Below are 20,784 nucleotides of genomic sequence, written 5' to 3'. Positions count from 1 at the left end.
TAGGAACCTGGGCTTTGCTTTACCCAGGCTATTCTTTTTTATCCTTCTTCTTGTTATCAATGTTCGTTCCTTTTTTCTTTGGAGGATAGACATCTGCTAAAGAGACAGATGTACCATGTTCTGAAACAATGCGGGCATGATGTCGTCTTAATTCCCTGGGATCTTCTACTCCACAGGAATGGCAGATAACGCCCACTTCATAAGTTAAATTTTTTACATAATGATAAACACGGACAGCCTTACTTTTGGGATTTAAGCCTCTTACCAACCATCTGTTATGGGTTGTAATCCCCGTTGGGCAGGTGTTTTTATGGCATCTCATAGCTTGTACACAACCAAGCGCAAACATAAATCCACGCGCAGAATTAACGAAGTCCGCTCCAACACAGAGAGCCCAAGCTACCATTCCTGGAGTAATTAGTTTGCCAGAGGCTATGATTTTGATTCGATCCCGTAAATTATATTCTACTAATTTATCAACAAGAACAGGGAGGCTTTCTGTTAAGGTTAGACCCATATAGTCTGCCAGAGTTAACGGAGCGGCCCCTGTTCCACCTTCAGCACCATCAAGGGTAATAAAATCTGGCGCATACTCTACACCACGTTCGATGATTTCCTGACATAATTCGTCTAACCACTGGTAATTTCCTAGAACTACTTTAAATCCAGTGGGCTTACCGGTTACCTCTCGAACATAATGAATTAGATTGAGCAATTCAAACGAGTTTGAAATTTCAGGAAAACGATTCGGGCTAATGGAATCTTCATGGGATGGAATGCCTCTAATTTTAGCAATTTCTTTGGTTACCTTGATTGCAGGTAATAATCCGCCCTTTCCTGGTTTAGCTCCTTGGCTTAGTTTAATTTCAAACATTTTAACTTGAGGATGTGCTGCTGCTCTTATTAATTTCTCATCAGACAAATTGCCATGCTCATCTTGGTATCCATATTTTGCTGTACCTATCTGAGCAACCAAATCACATCCTCCTGCTAAATGATAGGGTGATAATCCACCTTCTCCAGTATTGAGCCAGCAGCCCGCATTCTTTGCTCCATGAGATAAAGCAAGAATAGCATTTTGTGAAATCGACCCATGACTCATTGCCGAAATATTGATTAACGAATTCGTTGTATAGGGAAATTTACAATGTTGTCCAATTGTAACTGCGTGTGCTTTAACTACATCTCGTTTAAGAACAGGGAAAGGTGAGTCAACAAAATAAATTGTATTCAAGGGCCTTCGGTCCCGAGTCGTACCAAATCCTATAGTTGTGTCGGTATTTTTGCTTGCTTCATACACCCAGGTTCGCTCGGTGCGATTAAAAGGTAATTCTTCACGGTCTCGGGCATAAAAATATTGCCTTAAATAGACTCCTAATGATTCAGCGATATAACGTATATAGCCGATGATAGGGAAATTTCTAAGTATCGTATGTTCTTTTTGGAATATATTCCATGTTGCTAGAAGAATGATTAATAAAAACAAACAACTAAACAATAATTCTAGCGAATTGGAAATATGGAAAGGTTCCTTCATAATTGCATCCCAGCTAATGCCCAAAAAGCAGGATACAGTAAAAAAGTATTTACCATCAATATTATTATTTATTGAGTTCTATCATCATGTAAAATGTAAAATCATAAAACAAAATGATTTAAAAGGATGAATAGTTAACATATAATTCGCACAAACTCCGTATTTAATTACATAATATGATGCCTATAATTTCCCTACTTTCCCAATCTTTAAATCAAGAAACAAGCGTCCTTACGTCAGACACAAAAATACAATCTTCAGATCAAAATGATCCACAAGTATTAAAGCCTAACCAAATAATTAAATTATTAAAATCCTCAGCTCGTAGGAACGAAGCAAAAAATGTTTTCTTATATGCGTTTGCAGATATAGATCAAAAAGCAGTATTCGATTTAATGAAAACACTTTACGCATATCCTATAGATATTCCCGATACGGAAATCGCGCAAGTAATATATCAATGGTACCTCACGGTTGGTATGCAGAATAAAATGGGTTTTCCAATGACTGATAAAGAATATCAGGAGTCTAAATCTGCAAATATTGCCCGAATTATCACTACTGGTTTATCTCCACAAAACAGAGCGAAGTTAAAAGGAAAAGCTCTTCTTGATATAGGTGCAGGTGATTGCGCAATGACTTATTTGGTAAGCAAACATCTAGGGATGGAAGGAAATGCAATTGATATCCAATCTGAAATCGATTGGGGCGGGGAAAATAGCAGTGATAAAAAAAGTAAAAATGATTACATGGCACAAATTAGCAACCATTATATTTATGATGGGAACGATTTATTAGGCGCTCTTAAAGAGAAAAAATTTGCAATTGTTATGTATAATCATTCATTACATCATTTTCCTGGTTTTCAAGCACAATTTGAGAGTTTAAAACAAGCAAGTCAAATTTTGGAACCCGGTGGAGTTCTCTTTTTATCAGAGCATGCGAACTGCTTTGATGATGATATCTTGGACCTCTCTCATATTTTATTAAATCTAAGATATAGCATTGATAAAAAACAAATTTCCAGTCCTGAAGCAGCAATGAAGGCTCTTATAAAATTTAAATTAGAATATCAATCTCATTATCTCTCAAAAAATATTCTTGATGTGATCGCAAAACAACTGGGACTTACTTTAATTAAAGAAGAAATTCGCTCAGTAACCGATGTAGCAAAGGCAACATTTTTTTGTTTTGTTAAAAAATCTCCACGAGAAGAATTGACTTACTCTCCCTATTTCTTTGATACGGATAAGACGAGTAGACTTCATCACCATATAAAAACATATGATCAAGAACTACCTCAAAGAACATATTCTGCAGAATTATAAAAATAGGGTATAGCCTGTATTTACTAGTATAGATACAGGCAAATTAATGTGAATGAATAACGCTTATCACGAGATTTCAAATACATTTTAGAAAAAACTGTTCGATGCGATATTTTCTGATTCTGAGGATGAAGCATTGATAAGGGCTGTTAAAAATTCAGCGGGAATTTCTTTATATTCAGGGAATATGTTTTTATAAAAAGAAAGGTCTTCAATCGCTTGATCAACGGTATTTTTTATGTATTTCTGGACATATTCTTTATCATCGAATAAATAAATCTGACGCGTTAAATTTGATAAAATATTCAAAATATGCCGTTGGTAGGTTTCAATTAATTGGAGAGCACTGGAGCGTATTTCAAATAAATTAAGGCCTAATGAGCAGCTGCGAATAGCAATATCTAGCGTGACAACATTACTATTCCAATAATCATTGAAGCGCTCTTCAAATGTAGAATTTTCAAATTTCATATAAAACCCTTTTCGTGTTTGTGTCGATTAATATATAGACACAATGATTTTATATTAAATAAATTAAATGTCTATAAAATAGACCTATTGGTAAAAAAAATTACTTTATGGTGTTTAGATTATATGAATAAGAAATGCGTAATAAATTCTAGACAAGTTGAGCTGTTATTTAATATTCATTTTTTAATGTATCTTTACAGGCCATAACATCCTCCCATAAATCACGAATAAAGTCTGAATCTTGTAACTCATGTATTGTAACCGTAGGCGGTAATTGGGAATTCACATTGGCAAAATGGTTTTTTACAATCTCTCCTTCTAGAAAATCCTTTAAATCAGTTATATAAGCAATAATACGTTCTTCGGGTAAAGACTCGATAATTGCTTCATGTTTTTTTACAAAATTAGCAACTTTCTTAGGTGTGGCTTCTGGATTTAAATCTGTAAAGTGATCAACCAGTGGCTCATATAAAGAAGACAACTCTATCACTCTTTCTGCTACTCCTACGATGAGCCCATTCATTCCATTTTCAATTTTTTTGTCTTTTAGAAAGCCTGTGAATAAAACATCGAGATCAACAGTTCCTCCATACGTAATAAGTGGTTTGTTTCCTGAGATGTAATTGGCAAGTGCCTCAATAGTTACTCTGTCAAAATTACCTCTCATTGGTAAACCATTATCAGGAAAAGTACCATGAATTCTATAATAGGGTACATTATGATCTATTGTTGATGCTAATTTACTAAGAACTTGTGGTTTGCTTTTAAAAAAGCCGAGGAACTGTTTCCCAATACTCATACCAACACTCCGGATAAATAAAAAATACTTCAAAAATCGAAATTGATTAAAATAGAGTGCGTATTTTTTATGACACCATGTATTAATTATAGACATTATTTGGTTTTAACAAATAAATTGAAACAGAAGGATTATCTATCATTAAAGAAATAGTCCGCTTATTCCATTTGATCTCTAGACTGTAATAAATCCTGTAACGGTTTGGGTAGTATCGAGCGGATTTTATGCGTTATCTGCGCTTCATTTTTTTGCCAAATGATACCTAAATAAATAATAGCAAAGCCAATAGCCGTCAAAACGACAGGGAATAGGTAACTGAGATTAAATACCCGAAATGCTAAATATCCTAAGTAACAACAAGAACCTAAAGCACCAAATAGTACAAATACTTTTCTATTTAAAATGACTCCAATCAAGATCATTAATAGATTGATGCATAAGTATATAAATTTAGATAGCTCACTGTCTGAATGTTGTGCGCTCAATCCTCCCCAAAAAGCCATAACTCCAAATATATAAAGCCAGAAGCCATAATCTGCTGAATGACTTGAGCGGACATCTACCCAAAAAGCAATTAATACGGTAATTATTCCAAAATACATAGAAACCATAGCACTTAGCTCATAGGTATAAGTATCAGGAGCAATCATAGAGGTAAGATCCATAGACATGTACCAAAGAGTAACTGCAATGGGCATAATCATAAATGGATAACGATAGATCCAGGCCATTATTATTCCTATGATAAGTGTCCCTAGCTCCATGAAGATCCAGTTCCATTTAACATAGACATGATAGTCATGATACACCGTATTATCTGGTGGCCACCAACCCATTCCTTGTTGAAGTCCATATATAGCCAGGGGAGTAAGGCAGATTACAAAGGTGGCACATATTCCAGCCGGAATTTTATATCCAGTATCATGTAACTTATGAGTAAGTGCGATGCCTAGAATGGAATAGGACACTGAGAGAAATAAGATCCCCCAGCCACCATACATTTCCCATCCCAAATTCATGAATAATGTCATGGCACCTATAGCTATCAGTCCACCAAAATAATAAAGAACATTCGTTAAATTAAATCCTGGGCTTTGTTCGGGTAGTTTTTTTATGAACTCAATTAAATCATTGGCTTGTTTTTCTGTGATAATTTTAGCCTCAATGGCCTTATTCATCATATTCCGGGAAATTTTCATCTTATCTCCATTAGATGCGGAATTCTTCTCCAATAATAAAATTATAGTTTGACGAATAGAAATAGGGGCCTTTTTCTAATTTATTTGCTGTAATATGGTTAATCTTATTTAGGATTAAAATGAGCAATGCGAAATCTTAAACATCGATCAGAGCGCTCAATTTATTTCCGAAGACCACAACAGTCCTTCTGATACTTCACAGCAGCTTATAAATAATTTGGATATAGTAAAAAAGCATGAGATCTCTGTAACATACCTTACCCACATGGTCCGCAGATCTATCCGAAACAATGAAAACTCTACTGGCCCATGGACTTGTGGATAAGCCATTCTGTGAGTGGGATGATTAAACTGAACGTCTAGGAATAGCTCTTATTTTCCTTAAATTTTGTTCCACATCTCTGGACCTATCTAAAACATATGGGTTTAGAAATTTTAAAAACTATTCTGCGAAAAATTAATCCTATGACTTCTTTGTGGCAGACATAATCGATTTATCAAATCTTAATAAGGCAGGAATAATTTGACTGCTATTCTCACATTGGAGTTTATTTCTGATATGTTCCAAATTCTTGTCAACCGTACGTTTTGAAATTTCCAGTATGCTTGCTATACGAGGTAAGCTGAAACCATAATAATATAAATAAATAATTTCTTTCTCTTTATGAGTAAGGTTCTTACATGCTAAAAAACTAAATGGCAACTGCGTGAAATCAAAGGTCTTATCAAAAAATTCAGATATCGTTTGTGATTTATTTGCATAATTTAAGATTTTATTGTGTAAATTTAGAGGAGGGTCCTTTTTATTTGCAAATGTTTCATTCACTTTCATCGTGAAGTCTTTTGGCAAGATTAATAAATTTTCTTTACTTAATAGCTTACGACATTTATTCGCGATATCTTCACAAACTTTATCTAAAATACCTAAATTATTTAATATGAAATTGTTTGATTTAATTGGATCTGAAGTAGAGGCAAGAGTAATGATTTCTGTAGAAAATTGAGTAGGAGTATTATTTCTTTTTATAAAATCATAAAAAAAAGTATATCCTCGCGCGGTCACAACTCCTTTCAGTTCATCATCTAGGAAATTATCGCCGGAAACGTTTGAGACATAATATTCATAATCTAATATTTCAATATCTCTTAGTATTTGTGTTGCGTAGAGCTCATTATGAAAAAAATCTGTTAATAAATGTTGCTCAGACATGATTTGGAAATAGTTTCCATTTAAATCATAATACATGTAACCCCAACTATAAATTGGAGATTCATCGAAAAAAGGATGATATGCATTAGCTAACCAACCTGTATGCATTTTCATTTTAGAAAACTGAGTCATGGCAATATCTCTACTATTTGATCAAATTATAGCCCATGAAAATTAGTTTTTACTTCAAATAACTGGAGTACTCTATGACAATTGTACTCAAATTATATGAACCCTTAATAGCGTTGGAGATCAAAATTTAAATAAAACGATGAGTTATATGGACTCAGAAGAAAATACCGTTCTTGTTCAAAATTTAGATGAGTTAAAATTGGTCTAAAATAAAAAGTAAATGGATAAGGAAGTCTTATGCGCCTAAAATTATTTCTAGCTTGCTTCTTATGCTCTTTGCATTTGTTTGCGCAGCCAGTTCTCATTGGTACATCAGATTCTGGCCCACCTTTTAAAATCCCATTAAAAGATAAAACCCAATTTTATGGTTTTGAAATCGATCTCATGAAGGAAATATGTCAACGTGCGCAATTGGACTGTCACTTCACTAATATTACTTTCAAGGACTTATTTAATGAAGTAGAAAATGGCCAAATTGACTTAGCCATAGGCGCAATAGCGATTACCCCGGATAGAGAGAAAAGCGTTCTTTTTAGTATGCCTTACCTTATCGGTGGTGGGCAATATGTAACCAAGGTATCGAGTTCAGTTAAAGCAATTAATGATATTCAGGGTAAAACTGTTGGAATAGAAAAGGGAACTATTTTCAAGGCTTGGGTCGCATCGCAATTTGGTGATACAGCTCAGGTACAGGAATATAATACTGTAGATGACGTGTTACAGGCACTCAATAACGGTGACGTCGATGTAGCCTTGTTCGATAGTGACATAGTTGAATATTGGGTTGCTAATAGCAGTGATCAACTTAGAGCAGTTGGTGCTCCAATGGGAACAGGATATGGGATTATGGCCAATACAAATCATGAGGATCTCATTGGTACAGTTAACAAATATCTTATTGAATTAGAAAATGATGGGACTTATTTAAAGCTGTATCGGCGATATTTTTAAATTTCTTTAAACGAGAATTGCCTGGTGGCCAGTTAAATGAATACTCTTCTATGAGATGTACTGATTAAGGATTTGCATTTTTACGAATACTTGGCTCGGTAATGGTAAGCTCCTTTTCCGCATTAGGAGATGTCGATCTAAGCTCCTGCAATTTATCTCTGTAACCTTGTTGAAGTTGGCTAGTTTTCTCAGCATCATTTAATTCATCAGATAATTTACCTAATGCTTTAACTGCATGTTTTAATGCCTTTTTCGTTTTGCTAAAATATGCAAACTCCTGATTTTCTTTCATTTCATCAATTGCACTAATTATTTGTTGTTGCAACTGATCTACACTTTCTTTATCCTTTGTACCAACAATCTCAATATTCTTCAAAATAATATCTAGATGGTCTAGTTTTTCTTTTAATTTTGCTACTGCATAATGCTGAGCTCCATATTTAACTACGGCTTTTTCCAGATCATAAGCAACTATCGATCTTCGTATTTCAATTTCTTTTTTTGCTATGGCTAAATCGATCTCTGCAGAAGTTTTTATTAGGGAGCCAAACTTAAAATGTTCAATAAAATCATGTAATGGCACGGCTTTTGGATCCCCAGGATTAAAGATTTCGTGTCCTTTTTTCCATGAATCGAACACCCGCTTTGAAACTAAAACGGTCCCTTTATCATTGGGATTTGCATCAATCCAATTATGAGAACCTTCAGGATTTTCTTTTTTAAGAACTAGATCATTAGTAATAATCATCGTTAAATTGTCTCGGCTATGTTTTTTAAACCATTTTTCCGCTGATTTTGATCCAAATTGTCCGAAACCAAATCCTTTTTTACCATAGGCTTTCGATTCAGGAATTTTCGTATTATTCAAATCAAGAGATGGTGGCTGCTTTGGATCATCAGTTTGGGGAAAATCAGATGTTTTCAAGGCTCTTCTTGTTCCCATATAAGTAACAACTTTTGGAAATAAAGTAGAATCTTCACCGTCTACTCGACAAAATATTGGTTTTGAATTGGGTAATTTTTCAATGTCGCTAAGTAATTTTGGACCTCTTGCTGGATTAAGATTAGATGAGAACGTTTCAGGAATGACTACACCAAGTAATGGTAGACCACTATCAGGTGATACTGTTACGAAAACAGCCTCTCGCATTCTATCTTTTACATCCTCCAAGATACTGCTTTTTGAGTGTAAATCTGAAATACCCGTATACCCTTTATTATTTGCAGCCTGAATTACTAATTTTCTCATTTGAGAGACTTCGCGAATGACACCACCGTCAACAGATACCACATCATTTCCAGATTTATCACCCTCTTGTTTAGGAAGAAGTTCTGTTGATTTCTCCACAGCTGCTTTAGCAGCAAATGATTTACCACTACCTGAAGGTCCTGCAACAATAACAACTGGGCGTTGCTTCCATTTCTCTCCTTCAAAATGGGTGGTAGAGGATCGAAAAACTGCATTCATGTATTCATTGCTATTCATTTCCTCTTCCAAGGCCAGTTTATACAACTCAGTACCTTCTTTACCGAGAAAACTATGCATTGAAATAGTTGCCTTTTCAGGATTTGTTTCCCGAACTGTAGGATCTCCGCGATATTTACCATCTTTTGAAGCATTTTGTTCTGCAACCAATTTTATAAATTGTTTTCTAAAGAACGTACGATCATTGGTTTCTTCTTTATCCTCATCACTGGTGATTCCATGGTCTCTCTTATATTTCTCAACTTCTTGTGCATATTTTAACTTATATTCGATAATTCCTTCATAAAGTTTTGCTACACTTTCTCCTGAAAGACGATCGACTACAAAATGACTATCTATCTCTTTTTGATTTGTATCAGAATTGCTTGAGGATATGGGTGTATAAAAGCCAATCTGAGCTATTAACTGCTCAGATTGTGAGCCTAACTCGGTATCATTGCTAAAACTCATAATATTTCCTATACCAATTTATATCATGGCTGGAGTGATAAATATCTTTTCAATAATTATAGTTTACTAATAGTAAGTGATCTGTTATTGAGCAGATTGAATTTCAGTGTTAGAGTCATCTTTATTATAGGAAGGTCATACATTACGCTAAATGACACCAAAATGCTCTATAATTACCTTAATTTCATTTAAATGATTGGCCATCATGCTCCATAAGTTTTTTAGGAAAAAAGACTCCAAGACTTTTAAAGAAAGCGCTCTAGAACATTTTTTTAAACATTTTCCAGAAAATGAATTTTGGCGGTTTTTTGTGGAACGAGCGCGATATGATTTTAGACAGGGGTTATATCGAGTATTATATGCAAAAATGAATGGGGCATCCGAGGAGCAAGCCCAAAATATCCCGGTTTCTGAAATTGAAAAACTTGTAAAAGATGTCACTATAGGACAAGTATACCAGCTTGCAGAACAATTGGGTGACCACGAAGCTTTAACTGTACTAAACAATATATTTCATGCCCAAGATAGAAAAAGTGAGCGTGTTACTTCACTTTTTAATAAGCATCAAGGCTGGTTAGGATTTGAAGATAATGAACCTGGCTATTTATTAAATGTTGCCAAAGGATTTAGCCTCGTTGTAGAAAATATATTATCAGATCGACTCTTTACACTGGATTTTATTAAAGAGCTACATAAAACCTGCACTTCGGGGGTAAAGAACATGTTAGCTCAAACTCCAGGTGAATTTCGCAGTATTGGTGCCTCATGGCAAATGAATATTAACACTGATTCACTCGAGGGATTAATCGAAACGATTGAATACCTAAAATCAGTAGAGGAAAAAATGGGGGAGTCTGGTTTGGTTTTTTTGATACAAAATAAGGAGAGTAAAGAATACATTTCAAATTTTCTGACTGAGGATACTCATTTAGTTGCGAATAAAATATGGGACAATTTAAAAGAAGGCGCTGTTATTTCCTATATTTCTGAAGAAAAAAATGAGAGTGATTCCAGTAAATTTTTACATGCAGTTTGTTCCGAGCATATTCAACAATTAGAAGACGCATTAGAACATGCGAAAACAAAACAAGATAAGTTGACCGCAATATTTACATATTTAAAACATACGGTATTACACCATCCTTTTCAAGACGGGGTAGGCCGTACATATTCCATGCTTTTATCCCAATTTTTATTAATGCGTGAAAATTTTTTACCTGTTTTAATTCTTAATTCAAACATAATTCCAGGTTACTCCGTAAAAGAGCTAATAGATGAGTATTTACGAGCAGAAAAAGAAATGGAGAAAATCTTGGAATTTCCACACTATATTTCAAGTGATGAAATGGTAACACCCAATGTTGATACAGAAGAACTCCTATCACGCCTGAGTGCTGAGGAGGCAGCCATTTTTAAAGGGGCTTTAATTCAATTTCAGGAAGTAAAAGGGCACTATTTAGAATGGAGTAAAGCAGAGAGTTCCTGGTTTCGGTGTGAACAATCTTAGATAGGCAAACAATTTTATTGTTTCTCCTCTTTTTCCAACTTGTGACCATCCAGAAGTCGTTCATTACGTTCATTTTCCTGTTTCTCTATCTGCTTTTCCTTTTTTGTCCCTCCAAATTTAATGCGATTTTGAGAAGCTCTTTTTTCTTTTTCCAAACGAATTTTAGCCTTTCTCTTTTTATTAAGATTAATGACGTCTACCATGGTACTCTCTTCAATTATGTATTGTTTATACTATAGCGCATAAAATACACTCAAATCATCTAAATACAGAGATACATCAACAGAATTAGCGCGAAATAATCATAAAAAAATGATTAATGGAACAAGTTTTTGCTGCAAATCCGGTTAAAATACTGTACAATATGTGACAAATTTTTATCCATTAACTTTATAAGAGCGCTATGACTGATTTAAACCTTTATAGAAATATTGGTATCTTCGCCCACGTAGATGCCGGAAAAACCACCACTACCGAGCGTATTCTTAAGCTCACTGGTAGAATACACAAAATAGGTGAGGTTCACGATGGTGAATCAACAACCGATTTCATGGAACAAGAAGCCGAGCGCGGTATTACCATCCAGTCAGCAGCAGTCAGCTGCTTCTGGAAAGGTCATCGCTTCAACGTAATCGATACCCCAGGACACGTTGACTTCACTGTAGAAGTATATCGTTCACTGAAAGTACTCGATGGCGGTATCGGCGTATTCTGTGGTTCTGGCGGCGTTGAACCTCAGTCAGAAACTAACTGGCGCTATGCGAACAACTCAAAAGTATCTCGTTTGATTTTCGTAAACAAACTTGACCGTATCGGCGCGAACTTCTTGAGAGTAACTGAGCAAATTAAAAAAGTATTAGGTGCACATCCTTTAATCATGACTTTGCCAATTGGCTTTGAAGACAGCTTCGTAGGTGTGGTCGATTTATTAACTCGTCAAGCCTATGTTTGGGATGAGTCTGGCCAGCCAGAAAATTACAAAGTTACAGACGTACCAGCCGATATGAAGGACGATGTTGAAACGTATCGTGCGCAATTAATTGAATCGGCACTTGAAATGGATGATGAGTTGTTGATGGCTTATTTAGAAGGTGAGGAACCTTCAATAGAAGAAATTAAGCGTTGTATCCGTAAAGGTACGCTTGAATTAGCCTTCTTCCCAACTTATTGCGGTTCGGCCTTTAAAAACAAAGGGATGCAGCTATTATTGGATGCAGTTGTTGACTATTTGCCTGCTCCACATGAAGTTAATCCACAACCTTTGACCAATGCTGAAGGTGAGCCAAATGGCCAATACGCTATCGTTTCTCCTGATGAGCCATTCCGCGCCTTGGCATTTAAAATTATGGATGACCGTTTTGGTGCTCTAACGTTCGTACGTATCTATTCAGGAAGACTAAATAAAGGGGATACGATTCTCAACTCCTTTACCGGTAAAACTGAACGGGTTGGTCGTATGGTTGAGATGCAGGCGAATGAGCGTCATGAATTACAAAGTGCTGAAGCAGGTGACATTATCGCGATTGTAGGCATGAAAAACGTTCGAACTGGCCATACTCTTTGCGATCCGAATCATGAGTGCACACTCGAAGCGATGGTTTTCCCTGAGCCAGTTATCTCTATTGCGGTCACACCAAAAGATAAAGGCGCTACCGAAAAAATGGCTATTGCTATTGGTAAGATGGTTGCAGAAGATCCAACGTTTAGAGTGGAAACTGATCAAGACTCAGGTGAAACCATTCTCCGTGGTATGGGGGAATTACACCTTGATATTAAAGTGGATATTCTGAAGCGTACCTACGATGTTGAGTTGATAGTAGGCCAACCACAGGTTGCTTACCGTGAAACGATAACCAAATCGATTCAAGACAGCTATACTCACAAGAAGCAGTCAGGTGGTGCTGGTCAATATGGTAAAATTGATTATACTATCTCACCAGGCGAGCCAAATACTGGATTCACTTTCATCACATCCGTTGTGGGTGGAAACGTTCCCAAAGAATTCTTCCCTGCAATCGAGAAAGGGTTCCGTTCAATGATGGATTCAGGTACTTTAGCTGGTTTCCCTGTATTGGATGTTGTAGTTAACCTCACCGATGGTGCTTACCATGCCGTTGACTCTTCAGCCATCGCATTCGAAATCGCAGCGAAAGGTGCTTTTCGTCAATCGATACCAAAAGCTGGTCCACAATTGCTTGAACCCATCATGAAGGTTGACGTTTATAGCACAGAAGAGGATGTTGGTAATGTGATTGGTGACTTGAACCGTCGTCGTGGTATGATCTCAGGCCAAGAGCCCAGTGCTGCTGGTGTCCGCATTAAGGCCGATGTTCCTCTTTCAGAAATGTTTGGTTACATCAGTACATTGCGTACTCTTACCTCTGGTCGTGGTCAATTCTCAATGGAATTCTCTCACTATGCTCCTTGTCCAAACAATGTAGCTGAAGCAGTTATTGCCAAAGAGAAAGAAAAGAAAGCCGCAGCGATGGCGTAAGACCGTTAGGGTTTGTTGACAATTTTTTCATTAGCCTACGTTCCGTGCTTTATGCGCGGAATCCACTAAAGGCGCAATAAAAATAGGTAGGCGGAATTAAATGCAATGTCAACAGACTCTAGTAACTTTTAAAAAGCTCTGTCAGTTCGTTCTGATGGGGCTTTTAAAACTTCAAATAAATCAGTTATTTTCGAAGTAACCTTCATTGAAAGACACTGATTTAATTGATCCCAAATGCCTTATTCCTCTTGAATCGGAACACCTTGCAAATTATCGATAAAATCCATCACGTGTTATTTTTTCATATTGTATTTCTTGGAAACTTTAAATCACCCTGTAATTTGATCACCAATGACTCAATTTGATTTGCAATAAATCGAATAATATACTACATAAAACAAATACATCTGATATTTTTTATGCGCGAGAAATCTGACTTGGTCTATCCCTCATGTTATTATGACATTGATCGAACTGAAGCTGAAAAGCGACTCAGAAATATGCCTTTTAGAACTTTTATATTGCGTCCCTCTAGTCAAAAAGATGCAATTGCTGCATTGAGCTTCGTTGTTAGAGGGAAAGATAATCAAATAAAGGTCTCCCATCTTTTAGTAACTAAAAATCCTGCCGATGGCAGTAGTCTTATATTGCAAAATCACCAGGGTACCTTTAAAGATTTGCACACGATGGTTAATCGTCTTACGTTGTGCTATTGGATTCCATTTAATCAAATTGAGGCCGTAAAAGAAAAAGCTAAACTACCAGGATATTCTTTATTATCGCTGACATGGAAACAGTTAGACCTTAATGAAGAGCAAATCAAAACTGCTTTAAAAGATAAAGACGTTGGAACGTTCATTTTTTCACTTGGTAAAGAAAATGGCCAATATCCTTGGATTATGACTGTCAAAATCACTAAGTCAACTAATCTTGATTTTGGTATTTATATTAAAAAAAGTGGTTTTTGCGAAAAACCACTTCCATATTTATTGGGCAGCAGGCCAGTAATTGAAATTCCAAAATCTCTTGCCGAAATTATTACGTTAAATGCAGGTAAATATTTTGTGGATGAAGTTACTTATAGTTATTCCAAAGGTGAACTTATAAGCTTACCAATATTTACTGAACTCTTTAAACTTAATAAAACTACCGTTGAAGGCTATGTTGAGTCGATTGAAGCAGGTAATTTAGATCAAATTAAGCAACTTTTTGGATCCTTGTTTAAGATACAAAAAAGGGCACTATTAAAACTTCCCTTTTACATTCACCTAAATTCTGTTTATCGAGATTTTAGTCAAGGCTATACCGCGAAACCGATTGATATAGCGCTAAGTCAGGAAATAAAAGATTTTCTAACTAAGGAAGAAGAAAAAGTAAATAATTTAACGCCAAATGCTCTTATGGGATTGTTTAAGCAATATGCGCTACCCAAAGATTTGGCCCTGCACATTGCGGGTTATTTGGATTTTACCGATGGATTGCATCTATCGCAAACGAATAGAGAAGCATATGAGGCGACAAACCCTGCTGTAGAAGAGAATAAACCGAAACATTAATCGATTTAGCCAGTTAACTTAGAAACCAGCCTAGTGGGCACGGCCCAACTTAGACTGACTAAACTTTATTTTAGTTTTTCTAATAAAATAATATCTGAACCACGGAAATGCGATATTTTTTTTGCTGTTACTGAGGTTTCCTGTAGGATTTTTTCTGTATCAGAAAATAAATCAAGCCCATGATGTTTTAATGAGCGCAATAAAAAATAAGCGTTACCTTTGTTAGCAAGCGAATTTTCTAGCGCTCGAATATAACTCTGAAAAGAGCTATCTAAATAAAATCTACAACGATTTTTAAATGTGGAAGGGGAAAGCATTCCATGGCCTGGTTGGAAATAGGGTGGATTACTAATAATCAAATCAAATTTCCCTTCCCATTTTTTGTGATGTAGTTCATCATAATTTAAAAGATACCAACGAAATTTCAATTCAGGCCGATTGATGTGAGCCAAGTTATGATAAAAATATTCAGTGTAAATATCTTGAATCTCAATAAAATCAATCTGCCGGATTTCTTGAAGATGCCATGATAATTCAAACCCAATGACCCCGCATCCTGCGCAGAGGTCTAATACTCTTAATGAACCAAGATCGGTATGGTATTGCAATTGTGTTGCTACAAATTTTGCAAGATGAATTGAATCAAGACTGAAATGATATTCGTCAGGTTGTTTGTAATTATAAGTAAAATCTATATTTCGTTCGTTCTGTATCGTGTAAATCATTTTGAATATTTTTTATCAATATAGCCTGAGAGTATCTTATTTCATTGTTTGCCACGACCCTAATTAATTTTCAAATTTATTCTATATTCATGGTCATGTTGATTTTACGTTCCATAGCAAATTCATACACTGGATATCAAAATTGAAAGTAGTTTTTCATTAGAACGAACTTATGAATTTTAACCATTGAGTTATCTTCTAATTTAAAATAAATCACATTCATTGCATTATACTTCACCAAGAATGGCTTACTTTCTCGATGTTAGGAAGGGCGCATTCCGAGCGTTTCACTTTGCATTGCTTGTTCAAGTTTATCTAATACCGACTCTATACCATATTCCGAAGCTTCTGCTAGTAATCCAGAATAAATAGCTTTTTGTGCTTGAAATAGATTAGGAGCTGCTTCATCTCGAATCATTTTATTCTGCTGTGATTCAAGTTCCGCAAGAGCATTTAAATATTCTTGCATCTCCATATTTGGATTAATATATCTTACTCCTTCATTAATAAGATTTTTTGTCACGAACTGAAACATTTCAAATTTCATTGCTTGTACATACAGCGGATCGGCAGAAGTTTTCTGACAACTTTGTAACAATGCCAAGAGGTTATTAGCAGTCAAATGAATATCTTTACCTATGGATAACGAAACAAGGGCATCAACATCCTTGCAAAAGGTAATAAGCCCTTCTAAAATGCTAAAATTTTCTGGATTTTCAAAATTAGCCCATTTATTAAATGTTGCTACTTGTTGATGAATCCCATTGAGGACATTTTCTATCCATTTCAATTCATAAGCATCAATTTCCTGTTGTGAACCTCCTCTATCAATGGTCAATAACACCTTACTATGTGGTCGTTTATATTCTCTACCCACACCTTTGACGGATGTTTCTCTATGGTTAAGATACACCATGCGTTCATGGGAAGGCTTTATAAATTGCTCGTGTAATACATTTTTATTAGCAATCACATCAATATATAAATCATAGTCGGCAAGTAATTTTTTTTGTAAGTTTTTGGCAAAACCCAATCCTTCACATACACACATCACCAGTGTCAATCGAGGTGTTATATCAGGATTTTTAAAATTTGGATTTGTTAGGAGTTTTCCAAAATAAGTAGCAACATCATCTAGATTGTAAAGATTCGGATCGCCTTTTTGTCTATCAAGAACAAGATCTTGTAACTCTTCTCTTCCATGAGCCGAAAAATATATTTTAGTTTGGTTTGTAATCGGTCCGGGAAAGAACTCAGGACCTTGCAAAATTTTAAGATCACTTCCATTTGGAATTTTCACAAGAATAGCGGGTGTTTCATGAATTATGAGTGTGTCAATATTTGCCGTTATTTGATCTTGGGTCAAATTGATGTAAATGAGTTTATCATATTTGGAATACATGACAGAACTCCATTCTTGATTTCAGTATATTCTTAAAGTATAGAACTTGTGGTTATTATTTGATCAATAAAATGATTGAATAAAATAATGTAAAAAGGTGTTTTATTAATTCTTAAAGTGAATGAATGAGCGAACTTTTAGATAAATTGTCTGTTTTGTAAAATTTCTGGTTCAAGGCAGCCAATTGTACATTATTTTTTTGAAATTCTTGTTTTTAGCATGGCTGCCTTTTGAAATGAGATGGACAAATGAAAATCATATAAAAGCATAATTTTTTTAGCTCCCCTCACTTTAGCGATGAGTTATTGACTATTGCATTTAAGGAAGTTGCAATCCGATCCAGTAAACATTTGAAAGTCAGTTTTCAGCTCATTGGTAGGATCTTGTACAGTTGACTCAGTACCAGGCTGTAATACTCCTGCTTTAGTTATGCCCATAGTAATATCATTTGAAGTTCCTGCTGCAGACTTTTTAATGGGTTCATCATTGTATTCAAAAAAGACGGCACCTAAATTATGTGCTTCGGCAGAGCGGTTCAAAATGATTTTCAAAACTGCATTAAACCATGTGGGGCCATATTTATCATTCAAATGCTTACCTACTTCTCCTATCAAAAATGGCTTATTGTACTTTTCGGTGGTTAATTTTATTTGATTAAAAAATAGCTCATTGTATCCATGAGACGCATTTGTTGAAGGGTCGCCTCGGTAACCAGCATTTACTGTAATAAAATCTACATTCGGAATTTTTTCTACTAATTCACTGGTTCCACCTTCCTTAGACACAGCCCATTTTGAAGGATCATCGGCCATTGCATAGGTCACTAAACTTCCCGGACAATTTTGGTGTATTAAATCCACTACTTCATTAACCCGAGCCAGAGTTGCTTTATCTTCAAATACAGGCAATTCATTTCCTGCAGTAAATGCTAGAATTGCTTTATTACCACAAACTTCTTTAATCGAATTGACAATTTTGGTTTTGTCATAATTTGCTTGCTTTGAAAGGTGATCGGTTAAAATGGGATAAATGACATACATGTTCCTTTTTGAAACTTCGTCTAAAAATGTAATATGATCTTTTCCTACCGAATTGATATTATACAATCTTAGAGTATTGACTCCTATGTTTTGCATCTGATCTAGTTCACGGGCCCACTTACTCTGTAATTCTCTGTTATAGGTTGCATTCGCAGCACTCTCAATCTTCAGTGTTCCAAAAAAATCATCATCATCACAAGGTGATTTCCAATCATTGGGGTCATATTGATTCGCTGGCATACATAGCCAGGCTCCATTTTTATATTCCCAACCATACTCGGATTTTCCAGAAATTTTATTACCAGGAAAGCCCTTGGGTTCAGGTGCATAGGCCATCCCTTTGATTATAAAAGGCTGTCCATTCACCATTAATTTATAATCTTCAATTTTAGGTTGGGCGTTATTCGTTTGAGTATTGTTCGGTTCAGAATTGACTGTGCATACAATACAAGATAAGGATAGAGCTAAAGCAGGGGCGATTACTTTCATGATTCCACCAACAATTCGACCTAAATAGACTTATTCTAAATATAATACAAGTTAAAGCGATTTGCACAGATAATCAGTTGAGCACGTCTGTTATTATTCATTCACCATATATTTGATTAGCCAATCGACTCGTTTCAACTTCTTTTAGATTTTTGACAATTTGTGTTTCGGTATAACGCGATTTATTCATTTTGATCTCATCAAGTCCTGTACGAAAATATTCGTTCCGTTGGACTATGGGCTAGTTAAAGAGTTGTAATTCGTTTTGCTCCATTAAGCCAGTAATGAAATTCTCTATTTGCATTACTGAGCTTATTGTTCAGAAACAGGCTCCCTAAAATTTTTGTCTTTTGTTAGCAGGTTCATTTACCTCCGGCTCATCACTAGGTGCAAATGATCTTTTTAAACTCTCCTGATTTGTATCTGTTTCAATAACTATAGCCTCACATATGGATGATCTTCTATGAAACAAAGTACCTGGATATCGATTAACTTGGGGGGGAGATGAACCTCTGGTTGTTAATAAAGAACGTTGGTTTTTCAGGGAAACTGGATTGTCAGGAGTTTCACGCGCAAGATCATAAAGATTTTTTATATGCTTTGATATCTTTATATATTTCCTCAGTCGTTCCTGTGTTTTATAAGAACTTTTATCCTCTGGTAAGGTTTTAATAATAGCTTCGAAATCATCTACGCTTTTAATGATTTTCTTTAAAAATACTTCATCACTAGGCCTAGTAGAGGAATTTCGGCTCATCTGAATTTCAGGATGATTAAACAACGCGTAAATGAATGGTAGACGCAATATTTTGGGTAAGAGTTTATTAATAAGTTCAATCAGGCAATCAGCATTAGTAATTGCCGACTTTAACTCTTTAATTGTTAGATTAGAGTCTTTAGCAAAGAGAAAATTAATTAGCTGATTTTGATTTTTTTTAAAGCTAGAACGCTGTAAATATGCCAGTGCCAAGCGATCTTCAAATTTCTTTATTATCTTATGTTGCTCTTCAATTTGCTCAACTGGCGTTGCTGATAGTTCAGTTGGAATCCCTTGAGGAGCAGGATTCACTGTAAAAAATTGATGTTGATTAGCTGCGGCATTATCTGAAGTAATTTTAATTAATTGCATAAAAGATTGTGCAAGCTGTTTATGAGACTCAGCCGATTTACCTTCTAATACTTGCTGAAAACAGAAATTCGCATAAGCGTATGGTTTGAAACTTATATTACTCTTTTCGAAGATATTTATGAAATATGGCAAATCGAAACAATTAGCATTTTTTTGGATAAATAACTGCCCTAAAACTAGCCAGGCAGTGGTGTTGTTCTGCTGTGCACGTAAAGCATGACCAATACAGTATATTGCTCTTTGTAAATTTGACTTTCTCTCATAATTAGGAATGAGAGATTGCCATTGAGCCGGAAGTTGAACTTGATAATCATTAGGAGCAGACATGATGGCGAAGCTTAAATCTTCAAATAGCAGGTCTAGATGTTTTGCACTATCAGGGTTTATTTCATTAACTAAACTCATAATTTTTTCAATATTATGAATTAAGTTATTTCGCTGACAAAGGCTTATTTTGCAGTACATTAATTGAATGGTAAGCTGTATTTCAGGCGAGACTTCATGTGTCCCAAGATAATAAGCAATGTTTTTTTTATTGACTTCAATATTAGCGCTATCACTTCTTAGAGAAGTGAATAATTTGTAATGAGTAATATAATTTGGTGCATTGATAAAACTGATTAGATCATTAAGTATTTCTGAACGTTCAAATTTGGATTTCATACCTGGTTCCCGATTAAATGTTATTCTATCAAATAAGAAACAAATCTTATTTATGTATGCGACTTCAAGAGGCGGGTAATTTATTGTAGAAAACTTAAGAAATTATTAAGTAGAATACGCAAATTTGGCTTGAATGACACATCCGGAGCAAAAGGGCTCTACCCCAAAAAAGGGGGCATTTTAATCAAGTTAGTCTAGACTAACCCATTGATTTGA

At 35.3% G+C, this 20,784-nt stretch carries 16 protein-coding genes; 5 read left to right on the top strand and 11 right to left on the bottom strand.

Translation table 11 applies throughout. The annotated features are described in order from the left end of the window. Window positions 1-28: 28 nt before the first annotated feature. On the bottom strand, window positions 29-1,537 hold the full coding sequence (locus tag DGG96_RS07525; RefSeq protein ID WP_110142126.1) for an FMN-binding glutamate synthase family protein: 1,509 nt from the start codon (window positions 1,535-1,537) through the stop codon (window positions 29-31). Between the two features lie 176 nt (window positions 1,538-1,713). Between DGG96_RS07525 and DGG96_RS07520 the strand changes: the two genes are divergently transcribed. Then, complete coding sequence (locus DGG96_RS07520) at window positions 1,714-2,865, top strand: class I SAM-dependent methyltransferase (RefSeq protein ID WP_199742193.1); 1,152 nt, start codon at window positions 1,714-1,716, stop codon at window positions 2,863-2,865. Between the two features lie 87 nt (window positions 2,866-2,952). On the opposite strand, the gene DGG96_RS07515 is transcribed toward DGG96_RS07520, so the two are convergent. The 4 genes from DGG96_RS07515 to DGG96_RS07500 form a co-directional block, all read right to left on the bottom strand. After that, window positions 2,953-3,336, bottom strand: a complete 384-nt coding sequence (locus tag DGG96_RS07515) for a hypothetical protein (RefSeq protein ID WP_110142124.1) — start codon at window positions 3,334-3,336, stop codon at window positions 2,953-2,955. A gap of 169 nt (window positions 3,337-3,505) precedes the next feature. Continuing rightward, window positions 3,506-4,135 carry a hypothetical protein gene (locus DGG96_RS07510; RefSeq protein ID WP_110142123.1) on the bottom strand — a complete coding sequence of 210 codons (630 nt, stop codon included), beginning with the start codon at window positions 4,133-4,135 and terminating at the stop codon, window positions 3,506-3,508. A gap of 158 nt (window positions 4,136-4,293) precedes the next feature. Further along, window positions 4,294-5,334 (bottom strand): DUF2157 domain-containing protein, encoded by a 1,041-nt coding sequence (locus tag DGG96_RS07505; RefSeq protein WP_110142122.1) that lies wholly within the window; start codon window positions 5,332-5,334, stop codon window positions 4,294-4,296. 463 nt (window positions 5,335-5,797) lie between these two features. Then, on the bottom strand, window positions 5,798-6,652 hold the full coding sequence (locus DGG96_RS07500) for a helix-turn-helix transcriptional regulator (protein WP_165831588.1): 855 nt from the start codon (window positions 6,650-6,652) through the stop codon (window positions 5,798-5,800). Window positions 6,653-6,979: 327 nt separating this feature from the next. On the opposite strand from DGG96_RS07500, the gene DGG96_RS07495 reads away from it, so the two are divergent. After that, entirely contained in the window at window positions 6,980-7,627 is a 648-nt protein-coding gene (locus DGG96_RS07495; RefSeq protein WP_407656326.1) for a transporter substrate-binding domain-containing protein, read from the top strand. A gap of 64 nt (window positions 7,628-7,691) precedes the next feature. Here DGG96_RS07495 and DGG96_RS07490 read toward each other — a convergent pair whose 3' ends face one another. After that, window positions 7,692-9,563: a hypothetical protein gene (locus DGG96_RS07490; protein ID WP_199739227.1), complete on the bottom strand. Its 1,872-nt coding sequence runs from the start codon at window positions 9,561-9,563 to the stop codon at window positions 7,692-7,694. Window positions 9,564-9,768: 205 nt separating this feature from the next. On the opposite strand from DGG96_RS07490, the gene DGG96_RS07485 reads away from it, so the two are divergent. Then, complete coding sequence (locus DGG96_RS07485) at window positions 9,769-11,070, top strand: Fic family protein (protein WP_110142119.1); 1,302 nt, start codon at window positions 9,769-9,771, stop codon at window positions 11,068-11,070. 14 nt (window positions 11,071-11,084) lie between these two features. Here the strand turns inward: DGG96_RS07485 and DGG96_RS07480 are convergent, their stop codons facing one another. Further along, entirely contained in the window at window positions 11,085-11,273 is a 189-nt protein-coding gene (locus tag DGG96_RS07480; RefSeq protein ID WP_110142118.1) for a DUF4169 family protein, read from the bottom strand. Between the two features lie 200 nt (window positions 11,274-11,473). On the opposite strand from DGG96_RS07480, the gene fusA reads away from it, so the two are divergent. Next, the gene (gene fusA, locus DGG96_RS07475; RefSeq protein WP_110142117.1) at window positions 11,474-13,564 is read left to right on the top strand and encodes an elongation factor G; all 2,091 of its coding nucleotides are present in this window, start codon (window positions 11,474-11,476) and stop codon (window positions 13,562-13,564) included. A gap of 419 nt (window positions 13,565-13,983) precedes the next feature. Continuing rightward, window positions 13,984-15,120, top strand: coding sequence for an SH2 domain-containing protein (locus tag DGG96_RS07470; RefSeq protein ID WP_110142116.1), 1,137 nt, complete (start codon window positions 13,984-13,986; stop codon window positions 15,118-15,120). 65 nt (window positions 15,121-15,185) lie between these two features. Here the strand turns inward: DGG96_RS07470 and DGG96_RS07465 are convergent, their stop codons facing one another. From DGG96_RS07465 to DGG96_RS07450, 4 genes are all read right to left on the bottom strand, one after another. Further along, window positions 15,186-15,845, bottom strand: coding sequence for a methyltransferase (locus DGG96_RS07465; RefSeq protein ID WP_110142115.1), 660 nt, complete (start codon window positions 15,843-15,845; stop codon window positions 15,186-15,188). 262 nt (window positions 15,846-16,107) lie between these two features. Then, a complete protein-coding gene (locus tag DGG96_RS07460) occupies window positions 16,108-17,247 on the bottom strand; it encodes a hypothetical protein (RefSeq protein WP_110142114.1) in 1,140 nt (379 codons plus the stop codon). 302 nt (window positions 17,248-17,549) lie between these two features. Then, a complete protein-coding gene (locus DGG96_RS07455) occupies window positions 17,550-18,776 on the bottom strand; it encodes a glycoside hydrolase 5 family protein (RefSeq protein WP_110142113.1) in 1,227 nt (408 codons plus the stop codon). 334 nt (window positions 18,777-19,110) lie between these two features. Beyond that, on the bottom strand, window positions 19,111-20,568 hold the full coding sequence (locus DGG96_RS07450) for a hypothetical protein (RefSeq protein ID WP_110142112.1): 1,458 nt from the start codon (window positions 20,566-20,568) through the stop codon (window positions 19,111-19,113). Between the last annotated feature and the right edge of the window lie 216 nt (window positions 20,569-20,784).

The organism is Legionella qingyii (assembly GCF_003184185.1).
The sequence above is the reverse complement of the archived record's forward strand: the minus strand, read 5'-3'. Positions and strand labels throughout refer to the sequence as shown.